Raw genomic sequence first — 20,102 nt, 5'->3', positions numbered from 1 at the left:
CGAAGCCGCCCCAAAACCATACGGCTGGTTGTGCCTGATGTAATGGGGTGAATCGGAGGGGGCTGCTGCGCAGCCCAACGCGGGCAAGCCCGCTCGCCACAACAAGCCCGGTCCTCCCAGTCAGGAAGCCAAGGTTTTCCTGAACCTGGCCAGCGCCACTGCAAAAAACAGCAACCCAATCGCCGCCAGCGCCAGCAAATCCGGCCACACCACGCTCACCCCCGCATCCCGAAACAAAATCGCCGCGCTCAAGCTCACAAAGTGCGTCGACGGCGACACCTGCATCACCCACTGCAACCACTCGGGCATGCTGTCCAACGGCGTACTGCCGCCCGACAGCAACAGCATCGGGATGATCACCGGGATCGCCAGCAAACCGAACTGCGGCGTGGAGCGGGCGAGGGTGGCGAGGAAGATCCCCAGCGCCGTGCTGGCAAACAGGTACAGCGCCGTCACCAGCAGGAACAGGCTCAAGGAGCCCGCCAACGGCACGCCGAGCAGCCCTTTGACCACCACCTCCAGCGACAGCCAGGTACACAGCACCACCACCAGCATGTTGCTCCATATTTTTGCCAGCATGATCTCCAGCGCGGTCAGCGGTAGTACCAGCAGGTGGTCGAGGGTGCCGTGCTCGCGTTCGCGCAGCAGTGCGGTGCCGGTCAGCACGATGGCGAGGATGGTGATGTTGTTGACGATCTGGATCACCGCCAGGAACCAGCCGCCTTCCAGGTTGGTGTTGAACAGTGCCCGGGTCGTAAGCAGCGCCGGCGCCTGGCTGGCGGCGTTGGCTTGCCCGCTGTAGTTGAGTAATTCGCGTTGGAAGATCCGCCCGATATAGCCCGCGCCCATGAACGCCTGGCTCATCGCCGTGGCGTCCACATTCACCTGCACACCAGGTTGGCGCCCGGCCAGCAGGTCTGCCTGGAAGTTCGCCGGCACGTTGACCACGAAGGTGTAGGTGCCGTTGTCCATGACCTTGTCCAACTGGTCGTAGGCCAACGGGGCCGGCGGTTGGAACTCGGGTGGCTGCAGCGCCTCGGCCATTTGCCGCGAGAGCGCGCTGTGGTCTTCATCGATAAACGCCACGCTGGCGTTGTGCACCCCAATCACCGAGCCGGCGGCGGGCATATAGATGGCCACGGTGAAGGCGTAGAACAGAAACAGCAGCAACACGCTGTCGTGGCGCAGGCTGGTGAGTTCCTTGATGCCCAGGCGCAGGATGTGAGCGAGCTTGTGCATCAGGCCTCCTGCTTCTTGAGCATCACCAGGCTGAGCCCGGTGAACCCGACGAAAAATCCGCACAACGCCAGGCACTGCGGCCACAACTGGCGCAGGTCCAGGGCCTTGGTGAAGGTGCCCACGGCAATGTCCAGAAAGTGCCCGGCCGGAAACAGCATGCCCATCAGGGCCGCCGCGCCTTCCAGGGACGAGCGCGGCACGATCAGCCCGGAGAACTGAATGGTTGGCAGGCTGGTAATGATCATGGTGCCGAGGATCGCGGCGATCTGGGTGCGGGTGAATGCGGAAATCAGCAGGCCCATGCTGGTGGTGGCCAGCACGTACAGCAGGCCGCCGACGGCCAGGGTCAAGCCGCTGCCCTTGAACGGCACGCCGAACAGCCAGCGGTTCATTGCCACCAGCAACGCCAGGTTGACCAGGCTCACCGCCAGGTACGGCGCCTGTTTGCCCAGCAGGAACTCCAGGCGGGTCAGCGGCGTGGCGTAGAAGTTGGTGATCGAACCCAGCTCTTTCTCGCGCACGATGCCCAGGGCGGTCAGCATTGCCGGGATAAACGCCAGGATCAGTGCCATCACCCCCGGGCCGATGGCATTCACGCTGACCACGTCCTGGTTATAGCGAAAGCGGGTTTCCAGCTTGACGGCGGCCTGGCTGCTGCGCGGCAGGCTGCTCAGTTCGGCCAGTTGTTGCAGGTTGCCCTGGTGCACCGCCTCTACATAGTTACGGCTGGTTTCCGCGCGAAACGGCATGCCGCCGTCGAGCCAGGCGGCCACGCTGGGTTGGCGGCCGGCGTAGAGGTCGCGGCCAAATCCCGGCGGTATTTCCAGGGCCAATTTGATTTCCGAACGTTGCAGGCGCCGGTGCAGTTCGCTGGCGTCCTGGATCGGCGCTTGCTCGGCGAAATAGCGCGAGCTGCGAAACGCTTCCAGGTAGGCGCGGCTTTGTGGGGTCTGGTCCTGGTCGTAGACGGCGAACGCGAGGTTTTCCACGTCCAGGGAAATGCCGTAGCCGAAGATCACCATCATGAACATCGCACCCAGCAGGGCGAAGGCCATGCGCACCTTGTCGCGCAGCAGTTCCTTGCCCTCGCGGCTGGCCACGGCCAACAGGCGCGACAGGCTGAAGCCGCGTTTGCTGACAGGTGGCGCGCCTGTTTCGCTGACGGTCTTGGCGGGGCTGGCCGGTTCGGGTGCGCCTTGGGCCTGCTCCAGGCAGGTGACGAAGGCCGCCTCCAAGGTATCGCCGTGGAACTGCTGTTGCAGCGCATCCGGCGTATCGCAGGCCAGCACCTTGCCCGCGTGCATCAGGGAGATACGGTCGCAGCGCTGGGCTTCGTTCATGAAGTGGGTGGAGAGGAAGATCGTCACCCCTTGCTCGCGGGACAACTCCACCAGCAGCCGCCAGAAATCATCCCGCGCGGCCGGGTCGACGCCCGAGGTCGGCTCATCGAGGATCAGCACTTCCGGGCGATGCAGCACCGCCACTGCCAACGACAAGCGCTGGCGCAGGCCGAGGGGCAGTTCGCCGGACGGTTGTGCGGCGACCTCGCCGAGGTCGAAACGCTGGATCAGTTCATCGATGCGCGGGCCGCTGTCGGCCTTTGGCAAATCGAACAGTTGCGCGTGCAGCACCAGGTTCTGGCGCACGCTCAGCTCGCCATACAGCGAGAAACTTTGCGACATGAAACCCACGCGCTTACGGGTGGCCAGGTCCTTGGCGTTTACCGGGTTGCCCAGCAGCGTGGCGCTGCCTTCGGTGGCGGGCATCAGCCCGGTGAGGACCTTCATGGTGGTGGTCTTGCCGCAGCCGTTGGAGCCGAGGAAACCAAAGATCTCGCCGCGGCCGATGGCAAAGCTGACCTTGTTCACTGCCGTGAAATCGCCGAAGCGCAGCGTTAGGTCGTGGGCCTCGATGGCGATGTCGGTGGTGGCGTTTGCCCGGGGCGGGATCACCAGCGGCTGATTGTTGTGGGTGCTGTCACCCTGGAAGTGGGTGAAGGCCTCATCCAGCTTGCCGCTGAGCGTGGCCGCCGCCAGTTCACGGCTCAGGCCATCGGCGATCAATTTGCCACGGTCGAGCATCAGGCAATGTTCGAATTGCTCGGCTTCTTCCATGTAGGCCGTGGCTACCAGCAGTGTCAGTTGCGGGCGCTCGCTGCGTACGGTTTCGACCAGTTCCCAGAAGCGCCGACGTGACAGCGGGTCGACGCCGGTGGTGGGTTCGTCGAGGATCAGCAGGTCCGGGTCATGGATCAGCGCGCAGCACAGGCCGAGTTTCTGCTTCATGCCGCCGGAGAGCTTGCCGGCCGGACGCTCGGCGAAGCGGGCGAGGTCGGTGGCCAGCAGCAGGTTATGCATGCGCTGGTCGCAATCGGCCTTCGACAGGCCGAACAGCGTCGCAAAGAAGCGGATATTTTCGCTGATCGACAGCTCGGGGTAGAGGTTACCGCCCAGGCCCTGGGGCATAAAGGCAATACGCGGGTAGAGGCTGTTGCGATGGCGGCGATCGGCGATGGAACCACCGAGCACCTCGAGCTGGCCGTCCTGCAGCTTTTTCACCCCGGCAATCAGCCCCAGCAGGCTCGACTTGCCCGCGCCGTCTGGGCCAATCAGCCCACAACGGGTGCCGGCGGGCAGGCTGAAGGCGATATCGACCAATGCCTGTTGCTTACCGTAGCGGTGGTGGATGCCCGTGGCGTGCAGCGCCAGGCCGGTCATTGCAGGTTGGCCGGCCAGTCGATATCCGCTGTGCGCACATAGCCGGCGCCGGGCATGCCCGGCTTGGCCTGCGGCACGGCGCTAGGGTGGGTGAGGCGCAGTTTGACGCGAAACACCAGTTTCTGGCGCTCGTCGCGGGTTTCGACTTCCTTGGGGGTGAACTGGGATTTGGCCGCGACAAAGCTGATCCTGGCCGGCAGCGGCTGGTCGGGCAGGGCGTCGAGCAATACCCGCGCTTCGCTGCCGACGGTCAGGCGCCCGGTGACGGAAGCCGGCAGGTAGAGGTTCATGTACTGATCCTCGGGGTCGATCAGCAATAACACGCGCCCGCCGGCGCCCAGCACTTCACCCGGCTCGGCCAGGCGCAGTTGGATAATCCCGTCGATGGGCGCACGCAGGCTGCTGTCGTCGATTTCGCTGGTGAGTTGCGCCACCTGGGCCTGGGCAGCGCCGATGGCGGCTTTCACCGAGTTGACCTGGGCTTGCGCGGCGATCACGGCGGCGTTGCCGGTGTTCTGACGCGCCTGCTGCTGGTCGATCAACTGGCTGCTGGCGAAGCCGCGCTTGTACAGTTCCTGGGTACGCTTGAGTTCCTGGTTGGCGAGCAACTGCTCGCTCTGGCGCAACTGCACATTGGCCTCGGCGGCGGCGAAGTTTTCCTTGGCGCGCAGCACCTCGGCTTCAGCCTGGGCGCGCTGGGCCTCGAGGGTGCGGGTGTCCATGCGCGCCAGCAGTTGGCCCTTGAGCACCTTGTCGCCTTCGTCCACGCGCACTTCGGCCAGGCGCCCCGGGATCTTGGCGGCGATCTGCACTTCGGTGGATTCCAGCCGGCCGTTGCCCATGCTCAAGCCTTCGGGCAGGCGGTCCTGGGTGGATTTCCAGTAACCGAAGCCACCCGCGCCCAGCAACAGGGCAAGCAGTGCGATAGCGAAAAAACGCGATTGATGGTGATTCGTCGACATGGGTGCATCCTGCGGCGTTAGCATCCTAGTTTGAGCGGTGTTGCCCCGGGGGGCCTTGATACCGGTCAAATGAAGCGCAAGCCTAACGCGGTTCCCGTGCAGATGCATGCGCCGGGAGCGTGACCGCAGGGTTCTGCCATTCAGCGCAGTGCAAGTACCGCCGCCCATTGCTCAGCGGTAACCGGCATCACCGAGAGGCGGCTGCCTTTTTGCACCAGGGGCAGTTCGGCGAGTGCGGTCTGTTGCTTGAGGTAGCCGAGGCCCAATACCTTGGGGAAGGTTTGCACATGGGCCACATTGATTGCACTCCAGGGGTTTTTTTCCGTGGTGGCCTTGGCATCGAAGTAGTGGCTGTCCGGCTCCAGCGCTGTAGGATCCGGGTAAGCCGCTTCTACGATTTTTCCGATGCCGGCAATCCCAGGCTCCGGGCAACTGGAGTGGTAGAAGAAGAACTGGTCACCCACTGCCATGGCGCGTAGGAAGTTTCGCGCCTGATAGTTGCGCACCCCGTCCCAGCGCGCTTCGCCCAGCTTTTCCAGGCCCTTGATGGAGAGTTCGTCGGGCTCGGATTTCATCAGCCAGTAGGCCATTGTTGGGCTCCTGAAAAAGGCATTGGGCAAGTTGTCGGGCAATTTTATGACAAACCGACAGTCGGTTGGCGTCAAGGTTTGCGTGTTGGTTCACGTTACCGCAGAATGCCGGCTTTTAAAGCTTGACGCAGCTGCAACGGACTACTTTGGAACGTTGTTGTCATCGTGTACGAGGTGCCTGAAGGGGGGCAATCGATGCAACGTAAACCGGATTTACTATGGATTTTGGTGATTTTGTTTGGTCTGGGCGTCGTGACCACCGGGTATGCGCAAAGCTTGTGGTCGAACAAGACCGAAGCCCCTGTTGAATTGACCCAACAGCAGCCGCAACCGTTCAAGCGTTAACCCTTCTTCAAGGCGCCGCTGATTCCAGCGGCGTTTCTGCGATATACCAGCTCTTATCGGTGACGGTGCCCGCCAACGGCACATCCCAGCTCGCCTGCACCAGCCGTTGTACTTTTTGACATTCATGGGCCAGCCCCAGCAGCGTCGGCTTGCGCCAGCTTTGGCGACGGGCCAGGTAGGCGAGGCTGCGGTCATAGAACCCACCGCCCATGCCCAGGCGCCCACCTGCATCATCGAACCCCACCAATGGCAGCAACACCAGGTCCAGCGCCCACACTTTGCGTTGCCGGCTGATATTCACCCGTGGCTCAAGGATGCGAAAGCGGTTGGGCAGCAGCTTTTCCCCAGGCCGCACGCGCTGGAACACCATCTTGGTGCGTGGCCAGGCGCTGAGCACCGGCAGGTAGGTGGCCTTGCCCCGGCGCTGCGCCGCACGCAGCACCAGGCGCGGATCGATTTCACCGTCCGTCGGTAGATATAAAGAAATATGTTTGGCCCGGCGAAACAGCGGGTGCTGTGCCAGTTGCCGATACAGGCCTTGGGCGGCCTTGTGCTGCTCGCTCGGCGTGAGGGCGCGGCGGGCCTTGCGCAACATGCGTCGAAGTTGCGGACGAGAAAGCGGCGCAGGTTCGGTCATGGTTTTCGGCTCATAAAACAATGCCAGTCCGAAGACTGGCATTGAGTTTGGGAATTCAGGCTCCCCGACAGAGCCGCTGTCGACTTAGCCCTTGAACCCGAAAGTTCAAGGTGGAAGATGCAGTAGGCTTTAAGGCTTTCCGTCTAGCGGACATGCACACCAGCCCAACGTGCAACTTCCAGGGTAGTGCGAATCGGCTCAGGGACATCGCCGACTGGCAAACACGCCAGGGAGTGGGGCGAGTATACCTTAAACAGACGCGGCAATCAGCCCTTGGGTGCGTCTGAATCGCTGGAAAGCACCAGATCCACGCGTTCCAGCAGGTCACGCACCTGCTCGCGGGTCGAGCCGCTGGCCTGCACGTCAGGGCGTTCCTGCTTATGCAGCAGATCGTGGGTGATATTCAACGCGGCCATCACGGCGATGCGGTCGGCGCCGATGACTTTGCCGCTGCTGCGGATTTCACGCATCTTGCCATCCAGGTAACGGGCGGCGCTCACCAGGTTGTTACGCTCTTCCTGGGGGCAGATGATCGAATACTCTTTGTCGAGGATCTGCACGGTGACGCTATTGCTTGAACTCATGAGTCTTGCTCCAGGGCCTTCAGGCGCGAAATCATCGATTCGACCTTACGCCGGGCGATTTCGTTTTTTTCAATGAGGTGAGCGCGTTCCTCGCGCCAGGTTTTTTCCTGAGCTAGTAGGAGTCCATTTTGACTCTTAAGTTGCTCGACCCGGGTAATTAGCAATTCGAGTCTGGCCATCAGCGCTTGCAGGTCGGTGTCTTCCATTGGGTTCCACTGGATTTGTCTGATGAATGGCAACTGCAGGATAAACGATCTGACGCCCTTGATAGTCTTGGTACGTCTGCCGGTGCTAGGATACAGCGCTCCATTCTAGACATTGCGCCGTCTGGCGCCTAGCTCACCATGCCCATTCAGAACTCCCCGTACGACGCTTTTTCCAAACTGCTGAGCACCAGCGGCCACCCTTGCTCGCCTGCCGAACTGCACGGCGTGTTGCTGGGCCGCAGCTGCACTGGCGTAGGCTTTGATGCCGACAACTGGCTGGCCGATGTGGCCGAGTTGTTGGAGAAAGAGCCAGAAGACAACGTGCGCAATGCGCTGATCGGCCTGCAGGAAATGGTCAAGGGCGAGCTGACCGGTGATGATGTCACCGTGGTCCTGCTGCTGCCGACCGATGACGCACCGCTCGCCGAACGCGCTGCTGCACTGGGCCAATGGTGCCAGGGCTTTCTCCATGGTTTCGGCGTGAACGCCAGCGGCCTGGAATTGAGCACCGATGCCAAGGAAGTGCTGCAGGACCTGGCAGCCATCTCCCAGGTGCAAGACGCCCTGGAAGAGTCCGAGGACGGCGAAGGCGACTACATGGAAGTCATGGAATACCTGCGCGTTGCGCCGCTGCTGCTGTTCACCGAGACCAAGAAGTCCGCCGAACCCGCTGCGCCAAAGCCGTCGCTGCACTAAGAAAGGAAGCCCATCTGCCCATGATCCATATCCCCAAAGCGGAATACACCCGGCGCCGCAAGGCGCTCATGGCGCAGATGGAACCCAACAGCATCGCGATCCTGCCGGCCGCTGCCGTGGCTATCCGCAACCGCGATGTGGAACACGTCTACCGCCAGGACAGCGACTTCCAGTACCTCAGCGGCTTCCCCGAACCGGAAGCGGTGATCGTGCTGATGCCCGGTCGCCTGCATGGTGAGTACGTGCTGTTCTGTCGCGAACGCAACGCCGAACGCGAACTGTGGGACGGCCTGCGCGCCGGCACCGAAGGCGCGATTCGTGACTTTGGTGCCGACGACGCGTTCCCCATCACCGACATCGACGACATCCTGCCCGGCCTGATCGAAGGCCGCGACCGGGTGTATTCGGCCATGGGCAGCAACGCCGAATTCGACCGGCATGTGATGGAGTGGATCAACGTGATCCGCTCTAAAGCGCACCTCGGCGCCCAGCCGCCGAACGAATTTGTTGCCTTGGATCATCTGCTTCACGACATGCGCCTGTATAAATCGGCGGCAGAAGTGAAGGTGATGCGCGAGGCTGCGCGAATTTCCTGCGCGGCCCACGTGAAGGCCATGCAAGCCAGCCGCGCCGGTTTGCATGAGTTCAGCCTGGAAGCCGAGCTGGATTACGAATTTCGCAAGGGCGGCGCCAAGATGCCGGCCTATGGCTCCATCGTCGCCGCCGGGCGCAACAGCTGCATCCTGCATTACCAGCAGAATGACGCGGTGCTCAAGGACGGCGACCTGGTGCTGATCGACGCCGGGTGCGAGATCGACTGCTACGCCAGCGACATCACCCGCACCTGGCCGGTCAACGGCAAGTTTTCGCCGGAACAGAAGGCGATCTACGAGATTGTGCTGGCCTCCCAGGAAGCCGCCTTTGCCGAGATCGCGCCGAACAAACATTGGAACCAGGCCCATGAGGCGACGGTGCAGGTCATCACCGCCGGGCTGGTCAAGCTGGGGCTGCTGCAGGGCGATGTCGGCGAGCTGATCGCCAGCGAAGCCTACAAGCCGTTCTACATGCACCGCGCCGGCCACTGGCTGGGCATGGATGTGCACGACGTGGGCGAGTACAAGGTGGGCGGCGAGTGGCGTGTGCTGGAAGTCGGCATGGCGTTGACCGTGGAGCCGGGGATCTACATTTCGCCGGACAACCAGAGCGTGGCGAAGAAATGGCGTGGCATTGGCGTGCGCATCGAGGACGACGTGGTAGTGACCAAGCAAGGCTGTGAAATTCTGACCGGCGGCGTGCCCAAGGCTGTCGCCGACATTGAAGCGCTGATGGCGGCGGCCCGATGAGCCGGGTCAACCTGGCGATTATCGGCGGCGGCCTGGTGGGCGCCAGCCTGGCGCTGGCGTTGCAGGCCGGGGCCAAGGCGCGTGGCTGGAAAATCGTGCTGATCGAACCCTTCGCCCCGGGTGACAGTTACCAGCCGAGCTACGATGCGCGCTCCTCTGCGCTGTCGTTTGGCGCGCGGCAGATCTACCAGCGCCTGGGCGTCTGGCAGGACATCTCGCGCCGCGCCGAGCCGATCAAGCAGATCCACGTGTCGGACCGTGGGCGTTTCTCCACCGCGCGCTTGTCCGCCTTGGAAGAAGGCGTGCCGGCCCTCGGTTATGTGGTGGAAAACGCCTGGCTCGGCCAATGCCTGTGGCAGGGCCTGGATAAAGACGTGGTGAGCTGGCGCTGCCCGGCGGAAGTCACGCGCATGGAACCGTTGCCCGACGGCTATCGCCTGACCCTCAACGATGAAACCGTGCTGGAATGCGACCTCGCGGTGCTGGCCGATGGCGGCCGCTCCGGCTTGCGTGAGCAACTGGGTATCGGCGTCAAAACCCGCCCGTACAACCAGAGCGCGCTGATCGCCAACATCACCCCAAGCGAAGCCCACAACGGCGAAGCCTTCGAGCGCTTCACCGATGAAGGCCCGATGGCCCTGCTGCCGCTGCCGGACAACCGCTGCGCGCTGGTCTGGACCCGCATCGGCATGGACGCCCAGCGCCTGGCCAACCTCGACGAGCGCAGTTTCCTGAGCGAATTGCAGGGCGTGTTCGGCTACCGCCTGGGCACCCTCAAGCAAGTTGGCGCGCGCCACCTGTACCCGCTGACCCTGGTGGAAGCCGAGGAGCAAGTGCGCTCGCACCTCGCCGTGCTCGGCAATGCCGCCCACAGCCTGCACCCGATTGCCGGGCAGGGGTTCAACCTGTCCCTGCGTGATGCCAACGCCTTGGCTGACGCCTTGTTGGCCGGGCCCCAGGTGCCGGGCGACCTGGCCACCCTGCAAAACTATCGTGAGCGTCAGCGTCTTGATCAGAAATTGACCGTGGGCTTTTCCGATCAGGTCACGCGGCTGTTCGGCAGTGCGCAGCCGCTGGTTGCGCTGGGCCGCAATATGGGCCTGCTGGGCCTCGATCTGCTACCGCCGGCCAAGCGCTGGTTCGCCCGTCAGGCCATGGGCCTGGGCACGCGCCCCGATGCGTAAGTGGTTGATCGAGCGCCTGGGCAAGGCGCGGTTGTTGCGCTGGATCATGACCCTGTACCCGCCGTATCTGGGCGCCGGTGTCAGCGTGCAGCACATGAGTGCCGATTTTCGGCAGGTGAAAGTGCGCATGGGCCTGGGCTGGTACAACCGCAATTACGTCGGCACGCAGTTTGGCGGCAGCCTGTATTCGATGGTCGACCCGTTCTACATGTTGATGCTGATGGAGAACCTGGGCCGCGACTACATCGTCTGGGACAAAGCCGCGAGCATCGACTTCGTGTCCCCGGGCAAAGGCCCGGTGTACGCCGAGTTTTCCATCGACGAAGCCTTGCTGGACGAGATTCGTCAACAGACCGAAGGTGGCGAGAAATACCTGCCCCACCTCAAGGTGCAGATTCATGACGGCTCCGGCACCCTGGTGGCGCGGGTCGACAAAACCCTTTACGTGCGGCGCAAGCCGCCAGCAAAGCAGGCTTAAAGCATGGACATGCGCGCAGATGTGCTGATTGTCGGGGCCGGAATGGTCGGAAGCGCCCTGGCGCTGGCGTTGCAGGGCAGTGGCCTGCAAGTGCTGCTGCTCGACGGCAGCCCGTTGAGCGTCAAGCCGTTCGACCGTGATGCGGCCTTCGAACCGCGGGTGAGCGCCTTGTCGGCCGCCAGCCAGCGCATCCTCGAGCGCCTGGGTGTGTGGGACGGGATTGTCTCGCGGCGTGCCAGCTCTTACGGCGAGATGCAGGTGTGGGATGGCAGCGGCACCGGGCAGATCCACTTTTCGGCGGCCAGCGTGCATGCCGAAGTGCTGGGGCATATCGTCGAGAACCGTGTGGTGCAGGATGCCTTGCTCGACCGCCTGCACGACTGCGACCTCGGCCTGCTGGCCAATGCGCGCTTGGAGCAGATGCGTCGCTCCGGTGATGACTGGCTGCTGACCCTCGCCGATGGCCGCAAGCTGCGTGCACCGTTGGTGGTGGCTGCCGACGGCGCCAACTCCGCCGTGCGCCGCCTGACCGGCACCGCAACCCGCGAATGGGACTACCTGCACAACGCCATTGTTACCAGCGTGCGCAGCAGCCAGCCGCACCAGCGCACGGCATGGCAGCGCTTTACCGATACCGGCCCGCTGGCATTTTTGCCGCTGGTGCGCGACGGCCAGGAGGACTGGTGCTCGATCGTGTGGTCGACCACGCCGGCTGAATCCGAACGCCTGATGGCGTTGGATGATGAAAGCTTCTGCCGCGAGCTGGAGCGCGCGTTTGAAGGGCGCCTGGGTGAAGTGATCAGCGCCGACCCGCGTGTGTGCGTGCCGTTGCGCCAGCGTCATGCCAAGCGCTACGTGGCCGAAGGCCTGGCACTGATTGGCGATGCCGCCCACGTGATCCACCCGTTGGCCGGGCAGGGCGTGAACCTGGGTTTCCTCGATGCGGCGGTGCTGGCTGAAGTGCTGTTGGCGGCGACCGAGCGCGGTGAACGCCTGGCGGATGTGAAAGTGCTGAGCCGCTACGAGCGTCGGCGCATGCCGCATAACCTGGCGTTGATGGCAGCGATGGAGGGCTTTGAACGCCTGTTCCAGGCCGATCAGCTGCCGTTGCGTTGGTTGCGCAATGCGGGGTTGAAGCTGGTGGACCAGATGCCCGAAGCCAAGGCCGTGTTTGTGCGCCAGGCCCTCGGCCTCACCGGCGACCTGCCAGACCTCGCCAAGCCCTGAATTGAAATAGGCTCCCGATAGGCAGATGGGCTTTTGTGGCTGTCGTGGCTGTTGTCGCTGTTGTGGCGAGCGGGCTTGCCCGCGTTGGGCTGCACAGCAGCCCCAGTAAAGTCACTGAGTTTTTTCCGGAAAAACCGCAGCGCCTGGTTTTGGGGCTGCTTCGCAGCCCAACGCGGGCGAGCCCGCTCGGCACGGGGGAATGTGTCAGCCCATCCAGCGCAAATCTTAGCTATGCAACATCTGGTAACGCCTCCGCCGAGCGTTACCAAATGTGAGTCCCTATCATTTGGCCTCTTTTTGCAAATGAGAGACCGCACCCATGTTGGCACCCAAGCGCCTCCTGACTGCCCTGGCACTCACCCTGATCGGCAGCACCACCGTGCAGGCCGCCGACGAAGTGGTGGTCTACTCCTCGCGCATCGACGAACTGATCAAGCCGGTGTTCGACGCCTACACCAAAAAGACCGGCGTGCAGGTGAAGTTCATCACCGACAAGGAAGCCCCGCTGATGCAGCGCATCAAGGCCGAGGGCGAAAACGCCACCGCCGACCTGCTGCTGACTGTGGATGCCGGCAACCTCTGGCAGGCCGAGCAGATGGGCATCCTGCAACCGTTCACCTCCGCAGTGATCGACAAGAACATTCCCCTGCAATACCGCTCCTCAACCCACGCCTGGACCGGCTTGAGCCTGCGCGCGCGGACCATCGCCTATTCCACCGACCGGGTAAAACCAGGTGACCTGACCACCTACGAAGCCCTGGCCGACAAGCAGTGGGAAGGCCGTCTGTGCCTGCGCACGGCGAAAAAGGTCTACAACCAGTCGCTGACCGCCACCCTGATCGAAACCCATGGCGCGGCCAAGACCGAAGAAATCGTCAAGGGCTGGGTCAACAACCTGTCCACCGACGTGTTCTCCGATGACATCGCCGTGCTCGAAGCGATCAACGCCGGGCAGTGCGACGTAGGCATCGTCAACACCTACTACTACGGCCGCTTGCACAAGCAGAACCCGGCGCTGGCGGTGAAGCTGTTTTGGCCGAACCAGGGCGACCGTGGCGTGCACGTGAACCTGTCGGGCATCGGCCTGACCAAACATGCGCCGCACCCGGAAGCGGCCAAGGCGCTGGTGGAGTGGATGACCACGGCCGAGGCGCAACAGATTTTTGCCGATGTGAACCAGGAATTCCCGGCCAACCCGGCGGTACCGCCGTCGGCCGAAGTGGCGACCTGGGGCAAGTTCGTCGCGGATACCTTGCCGGTGGAAGTGGCGGGCAAGCGCCAGGCTGAGGCGATCCGCTTGATGGATCGCGCTGGCTGGAACTAAAAGCACCGCAGTTCCAAATGTGGGAACGGGCTTGCTCGCGAAAACGTCGTGTCAGTCGATATAGGTGTGACTGATAAACCGCTTTCGCGAGCAAGCCCGCTCCCACATTTTGGTTCGCGGTGTTTCTAAAATCTTCATTCTCCGAGAACTCACCCTTGGCCCACCCCGCCCAACGCCGCTGGTACCTGCCGGTCTTCACTGTCGCCGCCTTGGTGCTGCTGCCGCTGAGCGTGCTGTTGCTGTCCTGGCAGAGCATCGACGCGCAGATCTGGTCCCACCTCTGGGAAACCCAGATGCCGCGCCTGCTGGGCAATACGCTGACGCTGGTGCTGGGCGTCGGCGTTGGCGTCACCCTGCTGGGCGTGAGCCTGGCCTGGCTGACCAGCCTGTGCGAATTTCCCGGCCGACGCTGGCTGGATTGGGCGCTGATGCTGCCCTTCGCGATTCCGGCGTATGTGCTGGCCTTTGTGTTCGTGGGCCTGCTGGACTTTGCCGGCCCGGTGCAGACCCTGCTGCGTGAATGGTTCGGCAGCGGCCTGCGGCTACCACGGGTGCGTTCCACCAGCGGCGTGATCATTGTGTTGGTGCTGGTGTTCTACCCGTACGTCTACCTGTTGGCGCGCAGCGCATTTCTCGCCCAGGGCAAAGGCCTGATGGAAGCGGCGCGGGTGTTGGGGCAATCGCCCTGGCAGGCGTTCTGGCGCGTGGCCCTGCCGATGGCGCGGCCGGCGATTGGCGCAGGCGTGGCCTTGGCGTTGATGGAGACGCTGGCGGATTTCGGGGCGGTCTCGGTATTCAACTTCGACACCTTTACCACCGCCATCTACAAGACCTGGTATGGCTTTTTCAGCCTGTCCAGCGCCGCCCAACTGGCCAGCCTGTTGCTGCTGGTGGTGATGCTGGTGCTGTACGGCGAACGGCGCGCCCGTGGGGCCAGCCGGCCGAGCAACGAGCGGCCACGGGGCAAGGCCCTGTACCACCTGCGCGGCTTCAAGGCCGCGGCGGCGAGTAGCTGGTGTGGCCTGGTCTTCGCCTGTGCCTTTGTGATTCCGATGCTGCAACTGGTCGCCTGGTTCTGGCAACGCGGCCGCTTCGACCTGGATGAGCGCTATTCGGGCCTGATCGTCCACACCCTTTATCTGGGCGGAATCGCGGCGCTGATCACCGTCAGCGTGGCGCTGCTATTGGCGTTCGCCAACCGCCTGGCGCCGACCCGGGCGATTCGCTCCGGGATCAGCCTGGCCAACGTCGGTTATGCCTTGCCGGGCTCGGTGCTGGCGGTGTCGATCATGTTGGCGTTCAGTTATTTGGACCGCGAATGGGTGGTGCCGTTGTCAGGCTGGCTGGGCGGTGCGGGCAAGCCCTTGCTGCTGGGCAGTTTGTCGGCGCTGGTGCTGGCGTATCTGGTGCGATTTTTGGCGGTGGCCTATGGGCCGCTGGAAAATAGCCTGGCGCGTATTCGCCCGTCTTTGCCGGAAGCCGCGCGCAGTCTTGGCGTGAGCGGTCCACGACTGTTTTGCAAGGTGTATCTGCCGTTGTTGCTGCCCGGCACGCTGAGCGCAGCGCTGCTGGTGTTCGTCGATGTGCTCAAGGAAATGCCCGCAACCCTGCTGATGCGCCCGTTTGGCTGGGACACCCTGGCGGTGCGGATTTTTGAAATGACCAGTGAAGGCGAGTGGGCGCGGGCGTCTTTGCCGGCGCTGAGCCTGGTGCTGGTTGGCTTATTGCCGGTCATCGGCTTGATCCGACGCTCTGCCCGTCAAATCGGTTAGGTGCCAGTCCTACGGCTTGCGGCTACAATGCGCGGCATTCGGTGCGGTCCGTCTTTCGGATCGAGTCGCCGTGTGTGGCTGCAGGCCTTGTAATCCAAGGTGTGTAGCCACTTACGGCAACGCTGCGCACCTTCGCCAAGCCCGGAAGGAGAAACCCATGGGACAGCGTACGCCTCTGTATGACCTGCATCTCGCCCTCGGCGCGAAAATGGTCGATTTTGGCGGTTGGGATATGCCTCTGCACTACGGCTCGCAAGTTGAAGAACACCATCAGGTGCGACGCGACTGCGGGGTGTTCGATGTATCTCACATGACCGTTATCGATGTCAGTGGCCCCCAGGCCAAGGAATGGCTCCAGCACTTGCTGGCCAATGATGTCGATCGTTTGCATGGCTGCGGCCGTGCGCTCTACAGCGCCATGCTCAACGAGCAGGGTGGGGTGGTGGACGACATGCTTGTCTACCGCACCGAAGCCGGTTACCGACTGGTGGTCAACGCTGCCACCCGTGACCAGGACATGGCCTGGATGCAGGCGCAATTGGGCACTTTTCAAGCCCAACTGCAGGAGCGTCCCGAGTTGGCCATGCTGGCCATCCAGGGCCCTCACGCCCGGCAGAAGATTGCCGAGCTGGTCACCCAGTCCCGCGCCACCCTGATCCACCAGCTCAAGCCTTTCGAAGGCCAGGCCGACGGCGACTGGTTTATCGCCCGCACCGGCTATACCGGTGAAGACGGCCTGGAAATTGTGCTGCCGGCCGATCAGGCGCCTGGCTTCTTCAACGACCTGGTAGGCGCGGGCATTTCCCCCATCGGCCTCGGCGCGCGGGATACCCTGCGCCTGGAAGCCGGCATGAACCTCTACGGCCAGGATATCCACCAGGACGTTTCGCCCCTGGCGGCCAACATGGCCTGGAGCATTGCCTGGGCGCCTGCCGAGCGCGATTTCATCGGGCGAGCCGCGCTGGAGGCCGAATTGGCCGCCGGTGTGCAGTTCAAACTGGTCGGGCTGGTGCTGGAAGAGCGCGGGGTTTTACGCGCTCACCAAGTGGTTCGTATCGCCAATGTTGGCGAAGGAGAGATCACCAGTGGTAGTTTCTCTCCTACGCTGAGCAAATCCATTGCCCTGGCGCGTGTACCGACGGCGACTGCCGATCGGGCCGAAGTGGAAATCCGCGGCAAGTGGTACCCGGTTCGAGTGGTCAAACCGACCTTTGTGCGCCATGGCAAAACCTTGATTTAACTATTTACGGCAGGCCGTTGGCCGCTGACATTTCTTCTTGAGGACACAGACTATGAGCGATATCCCTGCCGACCTGCGTTTTGCCGAAAGTCACGAATGGGCGCGTCTGGAAGCTGACGGCAGCGTGACCGTCGGTATCTCCGACCATGCACAGGAAGCTTTGGGTGATGTGGTGTTTGTTGAGTTGGCCGAAGTTGGCGCTACGTTCGAAGCGCAAGGCCAGGCGGGTGTGGTTGAGTCGGTGAAAGCCGCTTCGGATATCTACGCCCCGGTCGCCGGCGAAGTGATTGCGGTCAACGAGGAACTAAGCGGCAGCCCAGAGCTGCTGAACTCTGACCCGTACGGCGCGTGGATCTTCAAGCTCAAGCCAAGCAACCCGGCTGACCTGGAAAAACTGCTGGATGCGGCGGGTTACAAAGCTGCCATCGGCGAGTAAACGCAGAACCCATGTAGGAGGGGGGCAAGCCCCCTCCCACATTGAATTGAGTGCTTAGCCCGCGTTCAATACTGCCTTCACCGCCGCTACCGACCGCTCCACATCCGCTTCAGTCATCGCCGTAAACATTGGCAACGACACGATCAAACGCCCAACACGCTCCGCCACCGGGAACATGCCTTCCTTGAAACCCTGTGCCCGATAAAGGCTCAGCAGGTGGATTGGCGGGTAGTGATAGCCAATACCGACGCCGTGGGCCTGCATCTGCTCCATGAAGGTCGCACGTGCCGGCAAGCCGTCCTGACGCTCCGGCAACACCAGTTGGAACAGGTGCCAGTTACTGTTTTCGAAATCCGCCGGCGGCAGTTGCGCGCCGTACTGTGCCTCGAAATCGCTGCCGAAGCACTTGAAGTAGTGGCGTGCCAGGTTCTGGCGATGGGCAGTGATCTTCTCGATATGGGCAAATTGCCCCAGGCCGATGGCGGCGGCGATATCAGTCATGTTGAACTTGCCGCCCAGCACATCCACGTCCAGGCCGTCGAAGCCGGTACGGGTGACGCCCTGCAAACGGTATTTTTCCGCGAGGCGTGCTTCTTCGGCATTGTTCAACACCAGGCAACCGCCCTCGGACGAGGTGATGTTCTTATTGGCCTGGAAGCTGAACGACACGAAGTCGCCGGTAGCCCCAATGCGTTCGCCATCCCAGCTGGAACCCAATGCCTGGGCGGCGTCTTCGACAATGCGCAGGTTGTACTTGTTGGCCAGCGCGTAAAGCATCGGCATATCCAGGGGCAGGCCGGCCAGGTACACCGGAATGATCGCCTTGGTGCGCGGGGTGATGGCGGCTTCAACCTGGGCCAGGTCAATATTGCGGGTGACCGGGTCGATATCGGCAAACACCGGCGTGGCGCCCACTTCCAGGATCACATTGGCCGTGGCGACCCAAGAAATCGGTGTGGTGATCACCTCATCGCCCGGGCCGATACCCGCAATGCGCAGGGCAATCTCCATGGTGCAGGTGCCCGAGTTGAACGTACGCACCGGCCGGCCGCCGAAGTATTCCGACAACTGCGCCTCGAATGCCTGCACTTTCGGCCCGCTGGTTATCCAGCCCGAGCGCAGTACATCGCCGACCGCCGAGATAGTGGCTTCATCGATGGTGGGTTTGGAGAACGGCAGAAAGGGCTGTTGGCTCATAACGACGAAGGCATCCGTTTCAGGTTGGCGATGAGTAGGCGAGGTAGCAGTACCGACATGGTTGCACGGTCCGACTGAATATAGCCTGTCGTGCGTGAATGAATCGTCATGTTGCGGGCAAAAAAATGCCGCTGTATCAGCGGCATTCTTCAGAGCGAGAAAATCACTCGGTGACGGCGTTTTTCGCCAGGATGGCATTGGCCAATTCCATGTCCGTGGCTTGCAGTCCTGGGTTATCCGCACGCACTTTCTGCATCGCGGCTTCCAGGTACGGGCCACGGATGCCGCCGTCGCTGGCAACAAAGCTGCCTGCGTCGTCCTGGGCGGCGACCACCAGTTTGTGGTCCTTGAAGGTCAGGTACGTCGAGCCGGTAGTGGCGCCCGACGAGATGACATTGCGCCAGAAACTGTCGGCCATCGCTGAACCGACAGGGAGGGAAAGCACAGCAAGGGTTGCGACAGCATATTTAAGACGCATGATGGGTGACTCCGGGTGGGTTATCTGTACTTTATGATTGTAGTTAGGCCAGCCGAGTTCCCTAGCCGACTAAACAGTTTCAACCTTCAAGATCACCCCTTCCTGGCCAACCACCCGTACTTGAGCGCCTACAGGGCTGTCGGGGCCGGTGACCATCCACACGCCATCACCTACTTTGACCTTACCCCGGCCCTCCACAATTGCCTGATGCACCACGAAGGTGCGACCGATCAGCTCGGAGCCACGCTCGTTCAAACCCGGCTGGTCACTGGCTTTGGCGCTGCTGCGTTGGCGTTTCCACCAATACACCGCCGTCAGTATCGACAACACCGCAAACAGCAGCAGCTGCCATTCCAACCCCAGTGGCGGAACCAAAAACTTGATCACACCCACTGCCGCCGCCGCGATACCCATCCACAGCAGGTAACCGCCGGCGCCAAATACCTCAAGTATCAGCAGCACCGTGCCCAGCGCCAGCCAATCCCAGAATGACAAATGCTGCAGGAAATCCCACATGGCGTTGGCCTCAGCCTTTCTTGCTGTCGAACGTTGCCTTGACGATCTCGCCGATACCACCGACTGCACCAATCACCTGGCTGGCTTCGAGTGGCATCAGGATGACCTTGCTGTTGTTGGCCGAAGCCAGCTTGCCCAGGGCGTCGATGTATTTTTGCGCGACGAAGTAGTTGACCGCCTGCACGTTGCCCGAGGCAATCGCCTCCGACACCACTTGGGTGGCGCGGGCTTCAGCTTCAGCTTGACGCTCGCGGGCTTCAGATTCGAGAAAGGCTGCCTGGCGGCTACCTTCAGCTTCAAGGATCTGCGCCTGCTTTTTACCTTCGGCGGTCAAGATCGCCGACGCTCGCAAGCCTTCGGCTTCAAGGATTTGTGCGCGCTTGATACGTTCTGCTTTCATCTGGCCCGACATGGCGGCCATCAGGTCGGCGGGTGGGCTGATGTCCTTGATCTCGATACGGGTGATCTTGATACCCCATGGTGCCGTGGCTTCGTCCACGGTTTTCAGGAGTTTTTCGTTGATGCCGTCACGCTGGCTGAGCATGGCATCCAGCTCCATGGAGCCAAGCACGGTACGGATATTGGTTTGCAGCAGGTTGCGGATGGCGTGTTCGAGGTTGTTGACCTCGTAGGCGGCCTGGGCGGTATTGACCACCTGGAAGAAGCATACGGCGTCGATCTGCACGGTGGCGTTGTCGGCGGTGATCACTTCCTGCGGTGGAATATCCAGCACGCTTTCCATCACGTTGATCTTGCGGCCGATGCGGTCCATGACCGGGATAATGATGTTCAGGCCTGGTTTGAGGGTATTGGTGTAGCGGCCGAAACGCTCGACTGTCCACTGGTAGCCTTGGGGTACCACCTTGAAGCCCATGAACAGGATGGCGATGGCCAAGCCCACGAAAAGAAGCAGTACGGTTCCGATCTGCAT

Annotated in this window: 21 protein-coding genes and 1 other RNA gene; 10 read left to right on the top strand and 12 right to left on the bottom strand. The window is 62.4% G+C overall.

Annotated features, from left to right (window positions below; translation table 11 throughout):
- Positions 1-120: 120 nt before the first annotated feature.
- From CXQ82_RS29905 to CXQ82_RS29890, 4 genes are all read right to left on the bottom strand, one after another.
- A complete protein-coding gene (locus CXQ82_RS29905; RefSeq protein ID WP_101273513.1) occupies positions 121-1,239 on the bottom strand; it encodes an ABC transporter permease in 1,119 nt (372 codons plus the stop codon).
- On the bottom strand, positions 1,239-3,956 hold the full coding sequence (gene rbbA, locus CXQ82_RS29900) for a ribosome-associated ATPase/putative transporter RbbA (protein ID WP_101273512.1): 2,718 nt from the start codon (positions 3,954-3,956) through the stop codon (positions 1,239-1,241). The genes CXQ82_RS29905 and rbbA overlap by 1 nt, the downstream gene beginning before the upstream one ends.
- Entirely contained in the window at positions 3,953-4,918 is a 966-nt protein-coding gene (locus tag CXQ82_RS29895; protein WP_101273511.1) for an HlyD family secretion protein, read from the bottom strand. The genes rbbA and CXQ82_RS29895 overlap by 4 nt, the downstream gene beginning before the upstream one ends.
- Before the next feature lie 140 nt (positions 4,919-5,058).
- Entirely contained in the window at positions 5,059-5,508 is a 450-nt protein-coding gene (locus CXQ82_RS29890) for an EVE domain-containing protein (protein ID WP_101273510.1), read from the bottom strand.
- A gap of 195 nt (positions 5,509-5,703) precedes the next feature.
- On the opposite strand from CXQ82_RS29890, the gene CXQ82_RS29885 reads away from it, so the two are divergent.
- On the top strand, positions 5,704-5,853 hold the full coding sequence (locus CXQ82_RS29885) for a hypothetical protein (RefSeq protein ID WP_101273509.1): 150 nt from the start codon (positions 5,704-5,706) through the stop codon (positions 5,851-5,853).
- Between the two features lie 7 nt (positions 5,854-5,860).
- On the opposite strand, the gene CXQ82_RS29880 is transcribed toward CXQ82_RS29885, so the two are convergent.
- The 4 genes from CXQ82_RS29880 to CXQ82_RS29865 form a co-directional block, all read right to left on the bottom strand.
- Positions 5,861-6,490: a 5-formyltetrahydrofolate cyclo-ligase gene (locus CXQ82_RS29880; protein ID WP_101273885.1), complete on the bottom strand. Its 630-nt coding sequence runs from the start codon at positions 6,488-6,490 to the stop codon at positions 5,861-5,863.
- Between the two features lie 57 nt (positions 6,491-6,547).
- Positions 6,548-6,726: non-coding RNA, 6S RNA (ssrS, locus tag CXQ82_RS29875), on the bottom strand.
- A gap of 30 nt (positions 6,727-6,756) precedes the next feature.
- A complete protein-coding gene (locus CXQ82_RS29870; RefSeq protein WP_003176812.1) occupies positions 6,757-7,074 on the bottom strand; it encodes a cell division protein ZapA in 318 nt (105 codons plus the stop codon).
- Positions 7,071-7,280: a TIGR02449 family protein gene (locus CXQ82_RS29865; RefSeq protein ID WP_007982902.1), complete on the bottom strand. Its 210-nt coding sequence runs from the start codon at positions 7,278-7,280 to the stop codon at positions 7,071-7,073. The genes CXQ82_RS29870 and CXQ82_RS29865 overlap by 4 nt, the downstream gene beginning before the upstream one ends.
- Positions 7,281-7,418: 138 nt before the next feature.
- Here CXQ82_RS29865 and CXQ82_RS29860 point away from each other — a divergent pair, with 138 nt between their 5' ends.
- From CXQ82_RS29860 to gcvH, 9 genes are all read left to right on the top strand, one after another.
- Positions 7,419-7,976 (top strand): YecA family protein, encoded by a 558-nt coding sequence (locus CXQ82_RS29860; protein WP_101273508.1) that lies wholly within the window; start codon positions 7,419-7,421, stop codon positions 7,974-7,976.
- 20 nt (positions 7,977-7,996) lie between these two features.
- Positions 7,997-9,319, top strand: coding sequence for a Xaa-Pro aminopeptidase (pepP, locus tag CXQ82_RS29855; protein ID WP_101273507.1), 1,323 nt, complete (start codon positions 7,997-7,999; stop codon positions 9,317-9,319).
- Positions 9,316-10,503, top strand: coding sequence for a 2-octaprenyl-6-methoxyphenyl hydroxylase (ubiH, locus tag CXQ82_RS29850; RefSeq protein WP_101273506.1), 1,188 nt, complete (start codon positions 9,316-9,318; stop codon positions 10,501-10,503). The genes pepP and ubiH overlap by 4 nt, the downstream gene beginning before the upstream one ends.
- Entirely contained in the window at positions 10,496-10,981 is a 486-nt protein-coding gene (locus CXQ82_RS29845) for a DUF4442 domain-containing protein (RefSeq protein WP_101273505.1), read from the top strand. Before ubiH ends, CXQ82_RS29845 begins: the two co-directional genes overlap by 8 nt.
- 9 nt (positions 10,982-10,990) lie before the next feature.
- Positions 10,991-12,208, top strand: a complete 1,218-nt coding sequence (locus CXQ82_RS29840; RefSeq protein ID WP_177409971.1) for a 2-octaprenyl-3-methyl-6-methoxy-1,4-benzoquinol hydroxylase — start codon at positions 10,991-10,993, stop codon at positions 12,206-12,208.
- Between the two features lie 319 nt (positions 12,209-12,527).
- Positions 12,528-13,532 (top strand): extracellular solute-binding protein, encoded by a 1,005-nt coding sequence (locus CXQ82_RS29835; protein ID WP_101273503.1) that lies wholly within the window; start codon positions 12,528-12,530, stop codon positions 13,530-13,532.
- 155 nt (positions 13,533-13,687) lie between these two features.
- On the top strand, positions 13,688-15,304 hold the full coding sequence (locus CXQ82_RS29830; RefSeq protein WP_101273502.1) for an iron ABC transporter permease: 1,617 nt from the start codon (positions 13,688-13,690) through the stop codon (positions 15,302-15,304).
- Between the two features lie 157 nt (positions 15,305-15,461).
- Positions 15,462-16,544, top strand: coding sequence for a glycine cleavage system aminomethyltransferase GcvT (gene gcvT / locus CXQ82_RS29825; protein ID WP_101273501.1), 1,083 nt, complete (start codon positions 15,462-15,464; stop codon positions 16,542-16,544).
- A gap of 52 nt (positions 16,545-16,596) precedes the next feature.
- Entirely contained in the window at positions 16,597-16,980 is a 384-nt protein-coding gene (gene gcvH, locus CXQ82_RS29820; RefSeq protein WP_101273500.1) for a glycine cleavage system protein GcvH, read from the top strand.
- 54 nt (positions 16,981-17,034) lie between these two features.
- Here the strand turns inward: gcvH and CXQ82_RS29815 are convergent, their stop codons facing one another.
- From CXQ82_RS29815 to CXQ82_RS29800, 4 genes are all read right to left on the bottom strand, one after another.
- Positions 17,035-18,177, bottom strand: coding sequence for a DegT/DnrJ/EryC1/StrS aminotransferase family protein (locus tag CXQ82_RS29815; protein ID WP_101273499.1), 1,143 nt, complete (start codon positions 18,175-18,177; stop codon positions 17,035-17,037).
- Between the two features lie 163 nt (positions 18,178-18,340).
- The gene (locus CXQ82_RS29810) at positions 18,341-18,655 is read right to left on the bottom strand and encodes a DUF2388 domain-containing protein (RefSeq protein WP_003176799.1); all 315 of its coding nucleotides are present in this window, start codon (positions 18,653-18,655) and stop codon (positions 18,341-18,343) included.
- Positions 18,656-18,724: 69 nt separating this feature from the next.
- The gene (locus CXQ82_RS29805; RefSeq protein WP_101273498.1) at positions 18,725-19,171 is read right to left on the bottom strand and encodes an NfeD family protein; all 447 of its coding nucleotides are present in this window, start codon (positions 19,169-19,171) and stop codon (positions 18,725-18,727) included.
- Positions 19,172-19,181: 10 nt separating this feature from the next.
- Positions 19,182-20,102 carry an SPFH domain-containing protein gene (locus CXQ82_RS29800; protein ID WP_010564478.1) on the bottom strand — a complete coding sequence of 307 codons (921 nt, stop codon included), beginning with the start codon at positions 20,100-20,102 and terminating at the stop codon, positions 19,182-19,184.

Source organism: Pseudomonas sp. S09G 359, assembly GCF_002843605.1.
GTDB lineage: Bacteria > Pseudomonadota > Gammaproteobacteria > Pseudomonadales > Pseudomonadaceae > Aquipseudomonas.
Note: the sequence above shows the minus strand (reverse complement) of the source record. Positions and strands in the feature narration are given on the sequence as shown.